This is a genomic window from Acidithiobacillus thiooxidans ATCC 19377, from assembly GCF_009662475.1.
Lineage (GTDB): Bacteria > Pseudomonadota > Gammaproteobacteria > Acidithiobacillales > Acidithiobacillaceae > Acidithiobacillus > Acidithiobacillus thiooxidans.
Window position 1 is genome coordinate 2,576,904 of the sequence record NZ_CP045571.1, and the last position, 14,266, is coordinate 2,591,169.

General features: G+C 53.1%; 15 protein-coding genes. 4 read left to right on the top strand and 11 right to left on the bottom strand.

Translation table 11 applies throughout. The features are described 5' to 3' along the window. Positions 1 to 71 precede the first annotated feature (71 nt). The 5 genes from GCD22_RS13615 to GCD22_RS13635 all read right to left on the bottom strand — a co-directional run bounded on the left by GCD22_RS13615 (position 72) and on the right by GCD22_RS13635 (position 6,670). Positions 72 to 3,116 (bottom strand): efflux RND transporter permease subunit, encoded by a 3,045-nt coding sequence (locus GCD22_RS13615; protein ID WP_081576946.1) that lies wholly within the window; start codon positions 3,114 to 3,116, stop codon positions 72 to 74. Beyond that, positions 3,116 to 4,156, bottom strand: coding sequence for an efflux RND transporter periplasmic adaptor subunit (locus GCD22_RS13620; RefSeq protein ID WP_031574163.1), 1,041 nt, complete (start codon positions 4,154 to 4,156; stop codon positions 3,116 to 3,118). The genes GCD22_RS13615 and GCD22_RS13620 overlap by 1 nt, the downstream gene beginning before the upstream one ends. After that, positions 4,153 to 5,502 carry a TolC family protein gene (locus tag GCD22_RS13625; protein WP_031574165.1) on the bottom strand — a complete coding sequence of 450 codons (1,350 nt, stop codon included), beginning with the start codon at positions 5,500 to 5,502 and terminating at the stop codon, positions 4,153 to 4,155. The genes GCD22_RS13620 and GCD22_RS13625 overlap by 4 nt, the downstream gene beginning before the upstream one ends. A gap of 518 nt (positions 5,503 to 6,020) precedes the next feature. Continuing rightward, positions 6,021 to 6,236, bottom strand: a complete 216-nt coding sequence (locus GCD22_RS13630; RefSeq protein WP_080707851.1) for a DUF2442 domain-containing protein — start codon at positions 6,234 to 6,236, stop codon at positions 6,021 to 6,023. Between the two features lie 98 nt (positions 6,237 to 6,334). Then, a complete protein-coding gene (locus tag GCD22_RS13635; RefSeq protein ID WP_211371670.1) occupies positions 6,335 to 6,670 on the bottom strand; it encodes a hypothetical protein in 336 nt (111 codons plus the stop codon). 263 nt (positions 6,671 to 6,933) lie between these two features. On the opposite strand from GCD22_RS13635, the gene GCD22_RS13640 reads away from it, so the two are divergent. Beyond that, positions 6,934 to 8,166: an IS256 family transposase gene (locus GCD22_RS13640; protein ID WP_425321085.1), complete on the top strand. Its 1,233-nt coding sequence runs from the start codon at positions 6,934 to 6,936 to the stop codon at positions 8,164 to 8,166. A gap of 42 nt (positions 8,167 to 8,208) precedes the next feature. On the opposite strand, the gene GCD22_RS13645 is transcribed toward GCD22_RS13640, so the two are convergent. Further along, positions 8,209 to 8,931 carry a hypothetical protein gene (locus tag GCD22_RS13645; RefSeq protein ID WP_176211946.1) on the bottom strand — a complete coding sequence of 241 codons (723 nt, stop codon included), beginning with the start codon at positions 8,929 to 8,931 and terminating at the stop codon, positions 8,209 to 8,211. A 58-nt stretch (positions 8,932 to 8,989) separates the two neighbouring features. Between GCD22_RS13645 and GCD22_RS13650 the strand changes: the two genes are divergently transcribed. From GCD22_RS13650 to GCD22_RS13660, 3 genes are read left to right on the top strand one after another with little or no spacing between them, the layout of a single operon-like run. Continuing rightward, a complete protein-coding gene (locus GCD22_RS13650; protein ID WP_031574172.1) occupies positions 8,990 to 9,409 on the top strand; it encodes a phage integrase N-terminal SAM-like domain-containing protein in 420 nt (139 codons plus the stop codon). A 51-nt stretch (positions 9,410 to 9,460) separates the two neighbouring features. Then, positions 9,461 to 9,700 carry a type II toxin-antitoxin system ParD family antitoxin gene (locus GCD22_RS13655; RefSeq protein ID WP_031574175.1) on the top strand — a complete coding sequence of 80 codons (240 nt, stop codon included), beginning with the start codon at positions 9,461 to 9,463 and terminating at the stop codon, positions 9,698 to 9,700. Beyond that, positions 9,700 to 10,014, top strand: coding sequence for a type II toxin-antitoxin system RelE/ParE family toxin (locus GCD22_RS13660; RefSeq protein WP_010642161.1), 315 nt, complete (start codon positions 9,700 to 9,702; stop codon positions 10,012 to 10,014). Before GCD22_RS13655 ends, GCD22_RS13660 begins: the two co-directional genes overlap by 1 nt. Here GCD22_RS13660 and GCD22_RS13665 read toward each other — a convergent pair. From GCD22_RS13665 to GCD22_RS13685, 5 genes are all read right to left on the bottom strand, one after another. After that, positions 10,011 to 11,318 carry an ATP-binding protein gene (locus tag GCD22_RS13665; protein WP_081576945.1) on the bottom strand — a complete coding sequence of 436 codons (1,308 nt, stop codon included), beginning with the start codon at positions 11,316 to 11,318 and terminating at the stop codon, positions 10,011 to 10,013. The genes GCD22_RS13660 and GCD22_RS13665 overlap by 4 nt on opposite strands. Continuing rightward, positions 11,315 to 11,977 (bottom strand): response regulator transcription factor, encoded by a 663-nt coding sequence (locus GCD22_RS13670; protein WP_081576944.1) that lies wholly within the window; start codon positions 11,975 to 11,977, stop codon positions 11,315 to 11,317. The genes GCD22_RS13665 and GCD22_RS13670 overlap by 4 nt, the downstream gene beginning before the upstream one ends. 79 nt (positions 11,978 to 12,056) lie before the next feature. Continuing rightward, entirely contained in the window at positions 12,057 to 12,368 is a 312-nt protein-coding gene (locus tag GCD22_RS13675) for a PepSY domain-containing protein (protein ID WP_010642165.1), read from the bottom strand. Between the two features lie 91 nt (positions 12,369 to 12,459). Continuing rightward, complete coding sequence (locus GCD22_RS13680) at positions 12,460 to 13,041, bottom strand: cytochrome b/b6 domain-containing protein (protein WP_010642168.1); 582 nt, start codon at positions 13,039 to 13,041, stop codon at positions 12,460 to 12,462. Between the two features lie 104 nt (positions 13,042 to 13,145). Next, positions 13,146 to 14,222 carry a YncE family protein gene (locus GCD22_RS13685; RefSeq protein ID WP_153940838.1) on the bottom strand — a complete coding sequence of 359 codons (1,077 nt, stop codon included), beginning with the start codon at positions 14,220 to 14,222 and terminating at the stop codon, positions 13,146 to 13,148. Positions 14,223 to 14,266: the final 44 nt, after the last annotated feature.

The following is a 14,266-nucleotide window of genomic DNA, read 5'->3' on the forward strand; positions in this document are numbered from 1 at the left end:
TAGCGACCCGCGCATGGTAGTAGCATCATGACTCCCTTTCACAAGGACGGGCCTTTCCCTGAACCAATGGATCAGTGTATGACGCGCACTGATCCCTTTTTAGAAAGTCTTTCCAGCCACGCGTAAATTCCAGGCATCACCAGCAGTACCAGAGGAATTTCAGCCAGCAATCCGGAAATAATGGCGATGGCCAAAGGCGCCTGCATTTGTGCTCCGGCGCCCATCCCCAAGGCCAGCGGCATGAGGGCCAAAATGGCGATAATGGCCGTCATCAGCACCGGCCGTAGCCGCGCCTTACCAGCCCGAACCAGTTCGTGGGACTCTGCGGACTGCGCTTCCGCAAAAAAGAAAATCGCCGTTTCCGTGACAATGCCAACAATCATGGTCATCCCGATCATAGCGGTAATATTGCGCTCGGTGCCGGTCAGCCACAGGCCGATAAACACACTGCCCAAAGCCAGAAGCGCCGTAGCGAGAATACTCAGGACCACGGTAAAACGCTCGTAGAGAAACAGCAGCAATACCGTCACCAGCAGAATGGCTGCCAGCAGCACCAGCGCCAGCTCGCGCATGGATTGTTGCTGTTCGCGGTATAATCCCCCGTACTGTAAATAGACCCCTTGGGGTAACTGCAGGTGGGCCAGACGGGCCTTCACCTCGCCCATCACCGTACTCATCGCCCGCCCTTCGATACGGGCTGTCACTGCCACCATGGGTTTGAGATTTTCGGAGTTCAGTTCCGCCTGCCCGGATTGCATTCGAATTTCAGCCACCTGTCCCAGAGTCAGATAATGCCCATCGGGGGCGATTATGGGGAGTTGTCTCAGGCGGTGAATTTCACTCCAGAGTGCATGGGGAGCGCGGACGCGGACCCCGATCATTTCCTGGCCTTGGGGTATTCGGCTGACCACGCGGCCCTCCATCAAGGTTTGCAACTGGCTGCTGACCTGACCGGGAGTCATTCCCGCCAGGGCCGCCTTCACCGGATCCACATGAATATCAACGGCGTCACCGGCAATGGTAATCCCGTCAAACACCTCGACAACACCCGACACCTGCCGGATTTGCCCAGCCACTTGCCGGGCCAATTTTTGCAGGGTTTGGGGATCCGCTCCGAAGAGCTTGATTTCGACAGGCTGAGGGACGGCGGTTAAATCTCCGATAAGATCTTCCATCAGTTGCCCCGTTTGCACCCGCAACCCCGGAACCTGATTATGAATCTGCGCACGAACGGCCTGCATCACCTGCCATATGCTGTGCTGTCGCTGCGCCTTCAGTCGGATGAAAAAGTCTCCGGTATTCGCTTCGGTGATGCCGCCGCCCAACTGCAGACCCGTGCGCCGTGAATAACTGGCCACATCCCGATTCTGGGCGAGAATCTGCTGTACCTGATCCAGCAGTCGATCCGTTTCCGCCAGAGAAGTGCCGGGAGCAGCGGTATAATCCAGCACGAAGCCCCCCTCGTCCATCGCGGGCATGAAACCACTGCCCACCTGGGTATAGGACCATCCTCCCAACAGCAAAAAAGCCAGCACAATCAAAGATAAAAACAATGGCCGCCGCAACAGTTTTTCCAGATAATGCCCATACATGCGGCTGAACCAGGCCAAAAAACGGCCCTGATGTTCGGCCTGCTCGGCATCCCGGGGTCTCAGGAGTAGATCGGCGAGGAGGGGCACCGCCAGATAAGCCACCAGAAAGGACACCAGCAGGGCCGCTGCAATGGAAATGGCCAATGCCTGAAAAAAAGCACCGGTAACCCCGGATAAAAAGGCCAGGGGTATAAAAATGATAATGGTTGCTGCCGATGAGCCCGCCAGGGGTTTACTCATTTCCAGGGCAGAATGCAGCACGGACACCGGCTTACCTTCACTGGGGTTATCGGTAATGCGGCGCATGATGTGTTCGAGCATGACCACAGCATCATCTACTACCAGGCCCACAGCTGCCGCCATGCCCCCCAGCGTCATGATATTAAAGCTCTGGTGCAACACATAAAGGATCAGCACGCTGGCAAGGAGCACACTGGGCAGCACGATGGCCACAATGAAGGTCAGCCGCAAATTTCGTAAAAACACCAGCAGCACCAGAGCGGCCAAAGCTGCGCCGATAAAAATGGCATCCCGCACACTGGATGCTGCAGCGGTAATCAACTGACTCTGATCGTACCAGGTACTCAGCTTTATCCCTGCCGGAATACTCTTGGCATCCTTGCGCAGCAGAGTCCGGATATCCTGATCAATGGCCACCGTATTGGCACCCATCTGTTGCTTGATATTGACCAGCACAGCGTTTTTGCCATTGGCCGTTACTGTGGTCCACTGAGGTGCGGTTCCTACCCGGACCTCGGCAACATCGGCCAGGTCCACGACCCCGGCCGTGCCGGTCTTCAGTACGATATGACGGATATCCTGCACATTTTTCAGGGGGCTTTCACTCAGAATCTGATAGAGGCGGTAATGTCGTTGCAATCGACCCACGGCGGTAATGACATTGCCGTTACTCAGTGCCTGCTCCACCGCCGTCAGACGCAGCCCATAACTCTGCAGACGCATGGGATCCACCACCACCTGATATTCCTCACGCGCCCCGCCCTGCACTTCGACCTGTGCCACACCGTGGATAGCCAACAGCAGCGGCCGCAGGTCATATTCGGCATAGCGACGCAGGGCGACCGGATCCAGACGATCCGAGGTCAGCGACAGACCCAACACCGGAAACACCGTCGGATCCATGCGCCGCGCCGTAAACCGGGTGTCTGGCGGCAAAGCGGGCAATACCTTGTTGACCGCCGATTCCGCCTGCAACAGCGCTTCGGTCATATTGCTGCCCCAGGCGAACTGTACGGATACATCGGCGGCACCACGCGCCGTGGTAGAACGAATGCGCTCGACACCGGGAACCGCCCGCAAGGCCTGTTCCAACGGCCGGGTGACCGCAATTTCCGTCTGTTGAATGGGCATGTTCCCGGAATTTACCGAGACTTCGATCCGTGGGAAAACCACATTGGGAAACAGGGCCACCGGCATTTTCATGGCGGCCATCAGACCCGCCAGGACCAACACCAGCAACAGGAAAAGCATGGAACGCCGATGCTGCAGCAACCAGGCACCCATCAGGATTTCCCTTCTATCCGCAAGGCCATGCCGTTTTTCAGCTCATAGTTGCCGAGACTGACCACCGAATCCCCCGCGCTCAGCCCTTGGTTGACCGCAATCCAGCCACCCTGCTGCCAACCGGTTTTCACCCAGCGTTTTTGAGCTTTACCCGCCACGTCTACGAAACAATAGGATCTACCGCCCTGCTGAAGAACCGCACTGTCCGGAACCGCCACAGCCTTTTGTCGATGTAGAATAATTTCCGCCTGCAGCATGGCACCCGGCATTAAATCGGGACTTGCAGGCAAAGGGACCACCACCTGGGCCAGTCGGGTTTGTGGATCGATCTGACTATAAATCTGCCGGATTTTCCCCTGCACCGCTGCCTGCCCTCCATATACCGGGAGCAGCTGCACGGAATCTCCCACCTGTATGCGCGCCAAATCTGCCGGCTCTACCCCCAACAACACCCGCAGGGCATTAGCCGTACTCAAACTGAGCAAAGGCTGACCAGCGGGGACGAGGTCGCCCTGATGGACATGTACGATAGTCACCACCCCGTTGATGGGCGCAGAGACTTGTCCTTTTTGCAGTTGCTGCAGCCGCAACTGGATATCCTGCAAGGCGGCCCGCGCCCGGGCCAGCGATTGATCGGCCGCCTGCAGTTGGCTATTGGTCGCCAGTTGGCGCTGGCGCAGGCTTGCCACCCGTTGCTGGTCGGCAATGGCGAATTTCAGGGCAATTTCCGCCTGTTTCCGTTGCAGTTGATCGCTGACCGAAGCCTGTATCTGCAGCAAAGGTTGTCCTTGCCTGACCCTCTGCCCGGCAGCCACCAACACCTGATTGACCAGGGTTTCAGCTGGCAGCACGATGGTCCTGCCATCTTCCGGCGCAAACTCTACGGTACCGTAGACCCGCAGCTGATCGGCCATGTACATCATGCGCGCTGGCGTAACTTTTACCAGAGCGGAAACCTCTGCCCCGGCAGATCCCGCAAACAGCAAGCACAGGCAGCATCCCCAGGCCAGAATTTTTCCGCCCGAAAACCGTGTTCTCATTTCTGACTCTCCCAATCTGCATAAGGTACTCCAACCGCCATTTCCAGAGCGGCCTGCTGGGCGGCATAGGACTCCTGCAGCGCCAGTAATTGCAGACGCTTCGCCAGGGACTGGCTACGTATGGTTTCATAATCCAGCAAGGTCACGTCATGTTCGGCAGCCGCCTTGCGTAAGCGGTTTTCGGCTTTCTCCAGTTCCGGAACCTGTTGCTGCAGAGGCAGGATTTCCCGGGCCAAACGGTGGAGGTCCGTCACCAGACGGTAAATGTCAGCGCGGGTCTGAAACAAACGGGCGGCATAGGCTGCCCGCAGTTGAGTACGGGTCGCCTCGCTTTCGGCAATGGCCCCGCGATTCCGGTTCCAGAGGGGAATATCCAGGGTCAAACTCGGGCTGTAGCTTTGTATATTGGAAGTATCAGCAGCCTTTCCAAAACCGATGGTGAAACCCGGATATTGACCCAGAATAGCCCGCCGTACCCGGGCTTCCTGTGCCTGATAACCGGCCCGCAGGGCCACCAGGTCCAAGCGGCGCTGGTCGGCCAATTTCACTAATGACGCCGCATCGGGCATGCTTTTCCACAGCTGCGGAGGTTTTATGTTGAACGTCATTTTCGGGGGCAAACCAATAGCCTGGTTGAGTTTCTGGCGGGTATCCGTGACTTGTCGACGTAAGGCCAAAGCCCGATCCTGACTATCCAGCCAGGCAATTTGCCGCAGTGAAGCGGTAGTGATGGTGCTATCCCCCAGACGTAAATTTTCAGCGGCGGCTTGATACAATTTCCCGGAGGTCCTGGCCGCTGCTGCCGCGACCGCTTCCTGCGCCTGCAAATAATAAAGCTGACGGGCAAGCACGCGCGTATTACCGGCTTGCATCCACTCCTGCCAGGCGACCTGATATTGCACGAATTTCTGCTGGGCGCGGGCAATATCCAGATTGGCTGAGCGGGTAAACAGACTGGCGAGGCTCCAACTCAAACCCATGCTATAGGCATTGTAATAACCGGCTGCAACATTACTGGGCAAGTCCGCACTGAGTGACAATTGGGGATCGGGAAGCAGACCGGCCGCGAAAACCTGGGCCTGGGCGACCCCCAGATTGGCCCGCATGGCTCGCAACTGCGGGTTGAGCAACACCGCAATGGTTCCAAGATCCTTCCCGGAAAATGGTCCCTGCAAATCCATTGACTGGACATGGGAGTACATCCGCGCCAATGCCGCTGCCATTTTCTGATGCAGATCCTGACTGGAGGACAGATGCTCAGGCAAAGGCGCTGCCTGATAATGCGCGCATCCTGTCAGCAGTAACAACAGGCTCGCCGTGCAGGCGAACCATAATCGTAATGCCATAAATCCAATGCTCCCTGAAGGTTGAGAACGCTTAATCGAGGTGTCTATCAACCACCCGGCGTCTGTCCATCAGTATGTCATGACGGAATTAGGCGAAACTTAGGATGAGGATTTCCAGTGCGCCGTGAGTCGTAGTCACCATGTTGCAGATACAGACCATCTTTGGCGTCGAGATGGTCTCCAGCGCGCTAAAAATATTCGAATTGCTTGGTACAAAATTGGTAGTGCAGAGCGCGGATAATTTTCACAAGCTACGCAAAAAGGGAATTACCATCAGAAAGACTGCCGATGTAATAATTGCATCGTTTTGCATTGAACATCACCTCCCCCTGCTGTTTTCAGATAAAGATTTCAAATCTTTTGTAGAACACCTCGGCCTACGTAATGCAATTTACATATAACGTAGCTCAGGGACGTCCGATTGAGCGCGCCTGGCAGCAAGAACCGCAACTTGCCGGTATTTCGACATGATGAAAGTGCCCCTTGTAAAGACTAACGTCTGAATTCAACGGAGTGCTTCAGCGCGTCCGCCGGAATGACGGGTTGGGCTTGGCGACTAATGGGAACGAAGCTGGATTGCGGATAGATTCAACTGCAAGGTCAACATCAAGCAAGGGCCAATAAAGATGAGCAGAAGATTGCCGTTCAATCGTGGTGATTTGCTCAACTGTGGCTTGTTTGAACCACGGGAACTCGGCATAGGAAACAAAAAGCTCGCCGTTGTCCAGGAGCAGCCAGAAGCCATTGTTTGATAATGCATTTTTTTGCCTTCATGCCAGCGTTTGATGCGCGAGAACATGAAGACCTCTAACGTTTGAGTTAGGTTTCACCGCTAGTAGAGCGTAATGACCCTGAGAGTTTTGCTTGCCGGAAGGTACTCAAGCGCGACTGTCATTCGTGCAGGGTATCCGTCGACTCGATCGACCTCAACCATCAAGTTGAACTTCATTACGTCATGCTCATCGAGGTATATGAGGTTGTAGAGGTAACTGGCCATGATTTTTGATTCAATCAGCGATGCGATGTAGTCGCGATCTGCGTCAGCAAGACCAGCTTTGGCCAGCTTGCCAAGCTTCTCGTTGATCAGGTATCCATGCTTGGCTTCCTCCAAGATGACGCTGAAATCGCCAAGACTGGAAACTTCATCGGAGATGGCGTTCAGTGCCATCTCCGAGTCAACTGCGAACGCGCCAAAGACAGGGCGTTCGATTTTGTATGACAGGAAGATTCCGAAGTAGACCTCTTGCAGACTTGCGACCTTGTAGCCAAAATCTTCAAGTGGATAGAGAGTGGAGCTATGCTCGAAAGTGGTGTACGGGCGCGTTACAACTGGCTTGAATGAGGTGGCGTACTGTTGCTACAAAGGGTTTCCGACTCAAAGAGCAACATAAGGAGTACGCCGTGGAAAAGAATACCGTAATAGCAGGTGGGATGGGAGAGTTGGGTCTGGGCATTGAAGGGATACTTCGACGCGCGGCACGCTCTCTGATTGAGCAGGCCATAGAGGCAGAGGTGGCGGTATTGCTGGAAGAATTTGCGACGGTGCGGATGGTTGATGGGCGTCAGGCGGTCGTGCGTAATGGGCATCTGCCGGAGCGCGAGATCCTGACCGCTCTGGGTCCGGTACCCGTCAAAGTACCCAAGGTGCGGGACCGCTCAGGATCGGGGATCAAATTCAATTCGGTACTGGCGCCTCCGTATGTACGCAAATCACGAACGGTAGCCGCTACAGTACCTTGGCTCTATCTGCATGGGGTGTCTTCCGGCCACATGCAGGAAGCCCTTTCCATTTTGCTGGGTGATGAGGCCAAGGGACTTTCACCTGCGGTGTTGGGACGTCTCAAGGCGGAGTGGGCGCAAGAGTATGCCCATTGGCAACACCGCTCCCTACAGGGAAAGCGCTATGCTTACTGGTGGGTAGACGGTATTTATACGAACCTCCGTGCGGAGGAGGATCCGCGTATCTGCCTGCTGGTGATTATCGGCGTGACGGCAGAGGGCAAGAAAGAGCTGGTCAGTGTCAGTGACGGCCTGCGCGAATCCAAAGCTTCCTGGCTGGAGATCCTGCGTGACCTGCAGGCGCGCGGTCTGGAGACGGCCCCTTTGCTCGCCATTGGGGATGGTGCCATGGGGTTTTGGGCCGCACTGGATGAAGCCTATCCCGAAACTGGTCAGCAACGCTGCTGGGTGCATAAGACCGCCAACATTCTCAACGAACTTCCCAAAGCCCAACAGAGCAAAGCCAAGGCAGCGTTGCAGGAAATCTGGATGGCCGCCAATCGCCAGGCTGCGGAAAAAGCACTGGACGTGTTTGTGCGCAATTACCAGGCAAAGTATCCCAAGGCCGTGGCTAAACTGGAAAAAGATCGGGCTGAATTGCTCGCTTTCTATGATTTTCCGGCCGAACACTGGCGGCATATCCGGACCACCAATGCCATTGAGTCCACCTTCGCTACGGTACGCCACCGGACTACCCGGACGAAGAACTGTGTATCACGCAGCAGCTTTCTGGGATTGGGTTTCAAGATGCTGCAGCAGGCTGAAAAACGCTGGATTGGGATTTATGCTCCAGAGAAAGTCCTGCAGCTTTTTGCAGGGGTGAAATTTATCGATGGCTTACCGGCTAACCTCACCCTGCCGGATGATCAACAGACCGCCGCCTGATCTATGTCAGAAAATGCTCATACACCAGATTTGACTATAGCTCTAGAGAGTGATATTTATGTTCTCGGCATTGGATCGGTCACCTTCATGCCCGAGGATGAGAGTTCTGTTCTTTTTGAGGAACAGGTTTGCCATACTAAGAGAAAGATAGGCCTTTGCCCGTGATGCGAAGGATGTTGGAATATGACCAAGGTACGCTGGGAAGGCCACCAACTTCTCATGAAGCTGTGACAGGGTGGTGGAGGACAGATTGTTGATGTACACGCCGTAGAGAAGCGTGGAATGCCTGAATGTAAAGGAACGCGCCAAGATCATAGATTCTTGGAGAATCTCAACTATCAAGTCTTGATCATCACCTAGAAGATCACCGACGAGCACGCTTTGCGTTGTGCGTGGATCCAGAAGAGGAAGTACTTGCTTGAGCACTTCTCTTCCATACATACCAGACTCAATCTCCGTGGAGTCGAAAATGAAAGCTGCTTCGTGCCGATCTGCGCTTGGCACCAGCGCCGAACGCAGATCCGAGTATTGAATGCCCTTTGACGCAAGAATCTTGACCACATCTCCTTGCAGCCGCAGGATCTCCTTTCGCATTTGCGGCGCCGCGATCCCGAGATGATCGCGGAACACTTCGAGCATGATGTGGTCGCGCGAATTGAGAGTGAGGATTGTCTGCATTTCAGACAATTGAAAGCTAACGTAATTTAGATTCTGAAATACTACCACCAAAGAATTGTCTAATACAATATTAGTAGTAATCAACATGCTGTATATTCATGACATTTCCCATTGCGCAATAATTTAACAGCCTAAAATTTCCCAGATGAAAAACTCCCGACCAGATCCCAGCAACCCGCCCAAGCTTCTGGATCAGCTGCGCGCCCGCATCCGGACGATGCATTACAGTATCCGCACTGAAGAAGTTTATACCGATTGGGTGCGGCGTTTTATTTTGTTCCATCGGAAGCGCCATCCCCAAAATATGGGGGTCGCTGAGGTGGAGGCTTTTCTGAGTTACCTCGCCAATGAGCGTCACGTTTCGTCATCCACTCAAAATCAGGCCAAGGCAGCTCTGCTTTTTTTGTACAAGCAGGTGCTGAATATAGATCTGCCCAGGTTGGAAAACATTACCAATGCCAAGCCTTCGCAGCATCTGCCCGTAGTGCTTACACCTATTGGATTGGCTTTTGGCTTCGATGTACGAGCTGTGCGGAGTTGTGAGGCGGCGGGATTGACTTGTTAAGCGCCTACTGCAATATTTACCAATTATTGGTATTTTCTGGAGATTACCACAATGTCTAAAAACACCAGTGTTAGCTTGGGAAACCATTTCGATCAGTTTATTGCTGCCCAACTTTCTAGGGGCCGTTATGGCTCTGCGACAGAGGTGGTGCGAGCCGGTTTGCGTCTGCTTGAGAATGAAGAACAGAAACTGGAAGCGCTGCGCCAGTTGATTGCAGAAGGTCGAGCCAGCGGAACGGCTGCATACAGCTACGAAACTTTTATGGCTGAACTCGATAATGAATTGGGCTAATGGGCGTATTTGCCCTTACCCTTGCGGCTAAAAACGATTTGCGTGGAATTGCTCGATTCACAGAGGAACGCTGGGGAAGGGCACAACGCCTGCATTACCTGAAAGGCTTGGATGAAACTTTCAAGATACTGGCCGATTCGCCAAGACTTGGGAATCCCTGTGATTATATCGAACCTGACCTGCGTAAACATCCTTTTCAGAGTCACGTCGTTTTTTACAACTGCCGCTCCGAAGAGGAGATTCAAGTGATTCGTGTTCTTCATAAAAATATGGATACTCAGTATAGAATGCTGCTGCGTCATAGCGAAACTTAGCCGGCTTTTTGACGGTAGATGAAATGCAACCCGGCGTGATCTGTCCGTGCTTGCAGGATAATTTCCCCGCCCATTTGTTCGGCAATACTGCGCACGATGCTCAGGCCCAAACCACTGCCGTCTCCTGCTGAACCGGGAAGCCGGTAAAAAGGATCAAATACGCGTTCTGAGGCCTCGGGCGGAATCCCCGGACCACTGTCCAGCACTTCCAGCAGTACATCATTCCCTTCGCTGCGCACCCGCACGGTCACTTCGGAATGGTCCGGGCTGTAGCGCAGGGCATTATCCACAGCGTTGCGCAACAGGCTGTAAAAGGCAGCAAAACTACCCTGCACGCGCAAAGCTTGTTCGGCATCCATGCCAAAATCTATTTTTTTCAGCTCCGCCAGAGGATAAAGATCTTCCACAACCTGACGGGCTACGGCGGTCAGATCAACCGGTTCTATCGTGGAAACGACACTCTGCTGCCTGGCAAAACCCAGCAACTGATCCAACAAATGACGGGTCCGTTCCAAACCATCCTGTAGAGGCAACAAACGTTTTCGACTTTCCTCAAGAGAATCCGCCCGCTGCAGATTTTGCACCTGGAGTGACAAGGCCGTTAGAGGCGTGCGTAATTCATGGGCGGCATCGGCAATAAAACGCCGCTCCTTAGCCAACAACTGCCGAATCCTTTCCAGCAGGCGATTCAGGGATTGTATAAACGGGACAATCTCCTCGGGTACCTGTTCCACAGAAAGCGGCGTGGGTCGGTCGGCATTCTGCTGATCCACGGCCTCGGCCAAAGCATGGATCGGTCTCAGACTGCGGCGAACAATAATCCGTGCGAATATCACCAACAACGGAATCAAAATCAACAAGGGCAACAGGGTCCAACGCGCGCTGGCAAAAGCTGCATCACTGCGCAGATCGGTAGATTGTGCCACGGCCAGCGCCTTATCTGGTCCCAGACGCCGTACAAAAACCCGCCAATCCTGATCTTTGACAGCAACCGTATGAAATCCCTGTGATAATTGCGGGGGCAGTTGCAAAGGAGTATCCAGCTTCCCACAATTTGATAAACATAACGGTTCAACGACGATACGCGCGTCCGGATCAATATCCACATGTCGTTGATCATAGCGGTAAGCATTCTGCCAGACCTGGGGAGGGACCAGTGCAGCAATCTGCTGCAAGGAAGCATCCTGATATTCCTGGGCTTCATTCAGGGATAAAAAGAAAGCCGCCAAACCGGCCAGCAAGCCCATACAGATAATGGCAATACCCAAGCCAATGGACAATTGCCGCTGCAAGGATTTTTTCATAATGGACGCGAAACCATCCAGCCCGCACCACGCACGTTTTTGATGACCTCCGCACCGAGTTTCTTGCGCAAAGCATGAATCAGGAAATCAATGCTGTTACTTTCTATTTCTTCGCCCCAACCATATAGCCGTTCTTCCAGTTGTGCCCGGCTCAGTATCGCACCGGGGCGTAATAATAAAGCCTGCAGCAAGGCGAACTCCCGACGGCTCAGCAGCACACTGACTTCGCCAAGTTGCGCGATATGGGTGCTTAAATCAAGCTGCAGGGATCCGCTGCTGAGCACAGGCGACCCCTGTCCACCCTGACGACGGATAATGGCACGCAAGCGTGCCAACAATTCATCCATGGCAAAAGGTTTGACCAGATAATCATCCGCCCCCAGGTCCAAACCCTCTATCCGGTCTGATAGGGCATCCCGGGCAGAAATAATAATAATCGGCAGATCACTACCCATTGCCCGCACCCGCTGCAGCACCGTACAACCATCCAGTTTGGGCAAGCCCAAATCCAGAAGAATGGCCTGATATTCCTGATTGGCAATGGCTTGCAGGGCCGTTTCACCATCACGCGTCCAATCCACAGCATAAGCGGCATCCCGCAGCGCAACAGAGATGGCTTCACCAATCATTCGGTCGTCTTCAACCAGAAGAATACGCATTTTTGAGTGATACCCTCCACAAATACACGCAAAACCCGCTCCTAAGAGCGGGTCAGCGCCTATTGAAAACTATAACGCATCAATCGGCATGGTCACCTTCAACCGAGTTCTCCAGAATGGCGCCAGTCATGGCATCAACACCGACTTCATGACTGACATGCCCCTTTTTGATCACGAAAGAATATCGCAATCCACTGCCGCCTTTCTCTTTCTCCAGCTCCTGATCGGTGATGCTACCTGGATAAGTCCGTAAAGCCGTAGCGCGTGCCTGGGCGATACTGATCTTTGCTTTCCCAGCCAATTCCTGGCCGGTAAAAGCATAAGCACCAAAAGCAGACAGCAATAACACCCCGCCCACAATACCGCCCACCAGCCGTATAGATATCTTCATGATTTTGCTCCTGTTACCTGCGTTAAATGATGGATGGATCCCATTGACCCCTTCCGTTTACGCACTATACCGCCCCGGTATTAGCCCAAAATTAGGGAATAAATATTCGCAAAATCCGTGGGGTACGCGACGCATGCAGCAGAGCCATGGCAATATGACCCCACCAGTAAGCCCATACCAGATTGGCAATCAGGGAATGGATGGCATGGGGAATGCCATAAGCATCGCCGGGCTTGACGCCGCCAGCCGCATAAATCATCACAAACATCACCACCCCCGAAGCCCCCATGGCGGAAATGGCCAGAAGACCCAAACCATGGACCAGGCCCGGTAATCCGCCACGCATACCCGCCGGGGGGAAAATACCGCGTGTCGCACCCTGAATATCTTTACCAATACGCTGCAGATAAACCCCATGATAGGGAAACAGATGGGCACGTAATTGAGCGTTCCCGGCAACAACCAGCCAGAACAGGATGATCACCAGAGTACTGGCCATCCCCACCCACATATGGGATACAAACAGAAAGTGCCGAAACGCTGAAATACCTACATGTTTCCAGATGGCTTTCATGTCCAGCTCGCTCATCAACTGAAAGGTGATGAACAGCGCCAAAAATATATGCAGCCACTTGACACTGCGTGGCCAGGGTAAGCTATCTGATCCGTGCATCGATGAAACCCTTTTTATAAAATGTCCGGTTGCTTGGTTAAAAAACGACCTGCTTATGGCAAGTCGTGAATTATAGCTATGAGTAGCAACCGGAAGTCTATCCCTCAATCATGGACAGGCTGATACACATAAACCGCATGCGCCTCGCCCACATAAACAAAAATCTTGTGATTACCGGGGTCTACCGCTCCAGTATGGGTCTTGCCATAACCGGTAGAGACAAAAGTAACCGGTTTCATGGTTCGGGCATTATAGACATTGAAGCCTTTGGCATTACTTTCAAAGGCATAAACCAAATGATAGGCCGGATCATAGGCAACCTGATCAATACCGGCTCGCGCAGGCAACTGCTTGAGCACTTTCAAATTGCCCGCATTAAAGACAAAAATCCGGGAACCCGTAGTGCCCACCCAAAGTGTATGATTTTCCGGATCAACAATTTGTCCCTTGGTATCAGGATGATGCTTTGTCGCTGAGACCGGAAAGTAAGGAGCAACATTGGTCTTGTCTTCAATTTGCCCGTTCAGCAAATTGATTTTTTCTTCCCAGGAATCATCCGGCATGTACAACAAATGCCGGGCACTCAGCAACACACCCAGATCAGGACCATGACCAGTTTCCGGATACAAGGAAATTTTCCCGACAAATTTGGGTGCTTTTCCCAAGGTATAAACATCAATCCAGTTACTGTCATCCATGGCCACATAAAGGCGTCCCAATTTCTGGTCCACCCAGATGCCATCAGCACCAGAACCTACCGTATCAAAGACATTAACCACCTTCCAGTCAGCCTTATTGACAACAAAAATTCTGGACTTTTTTTCAGGTACAGTATTATTGCCCGCGCCCGCCGAATGCTCCAGTTTATTGGATGTCCAATAAACGTATTGATGGTCAAAAGCCATACCATATGGACGGACAAGACCGTCACGAACCACCTTGACGAGTGCGTTCGTATCCGCATTGATGACCACGCCACCGGCATCGGTCTTTCCCATGGATACATAAACACAATGATTGAAAGGATCATAACTGACTGCATCACCACCTTGATCCGTGGTCGGCAATAGAATAACTTTGATCAGCTTGAATGTGCTTGTTCCGGCATTGGCAACCCCCAAAAATAGCAAAAAAATGGTCATTACCGAAAGCACATATCTGGCCAGTGCGGTTTTTTTCATGTGAATAATTTCCCTCAAATTACGTCCGAACAAGATCATTAAGC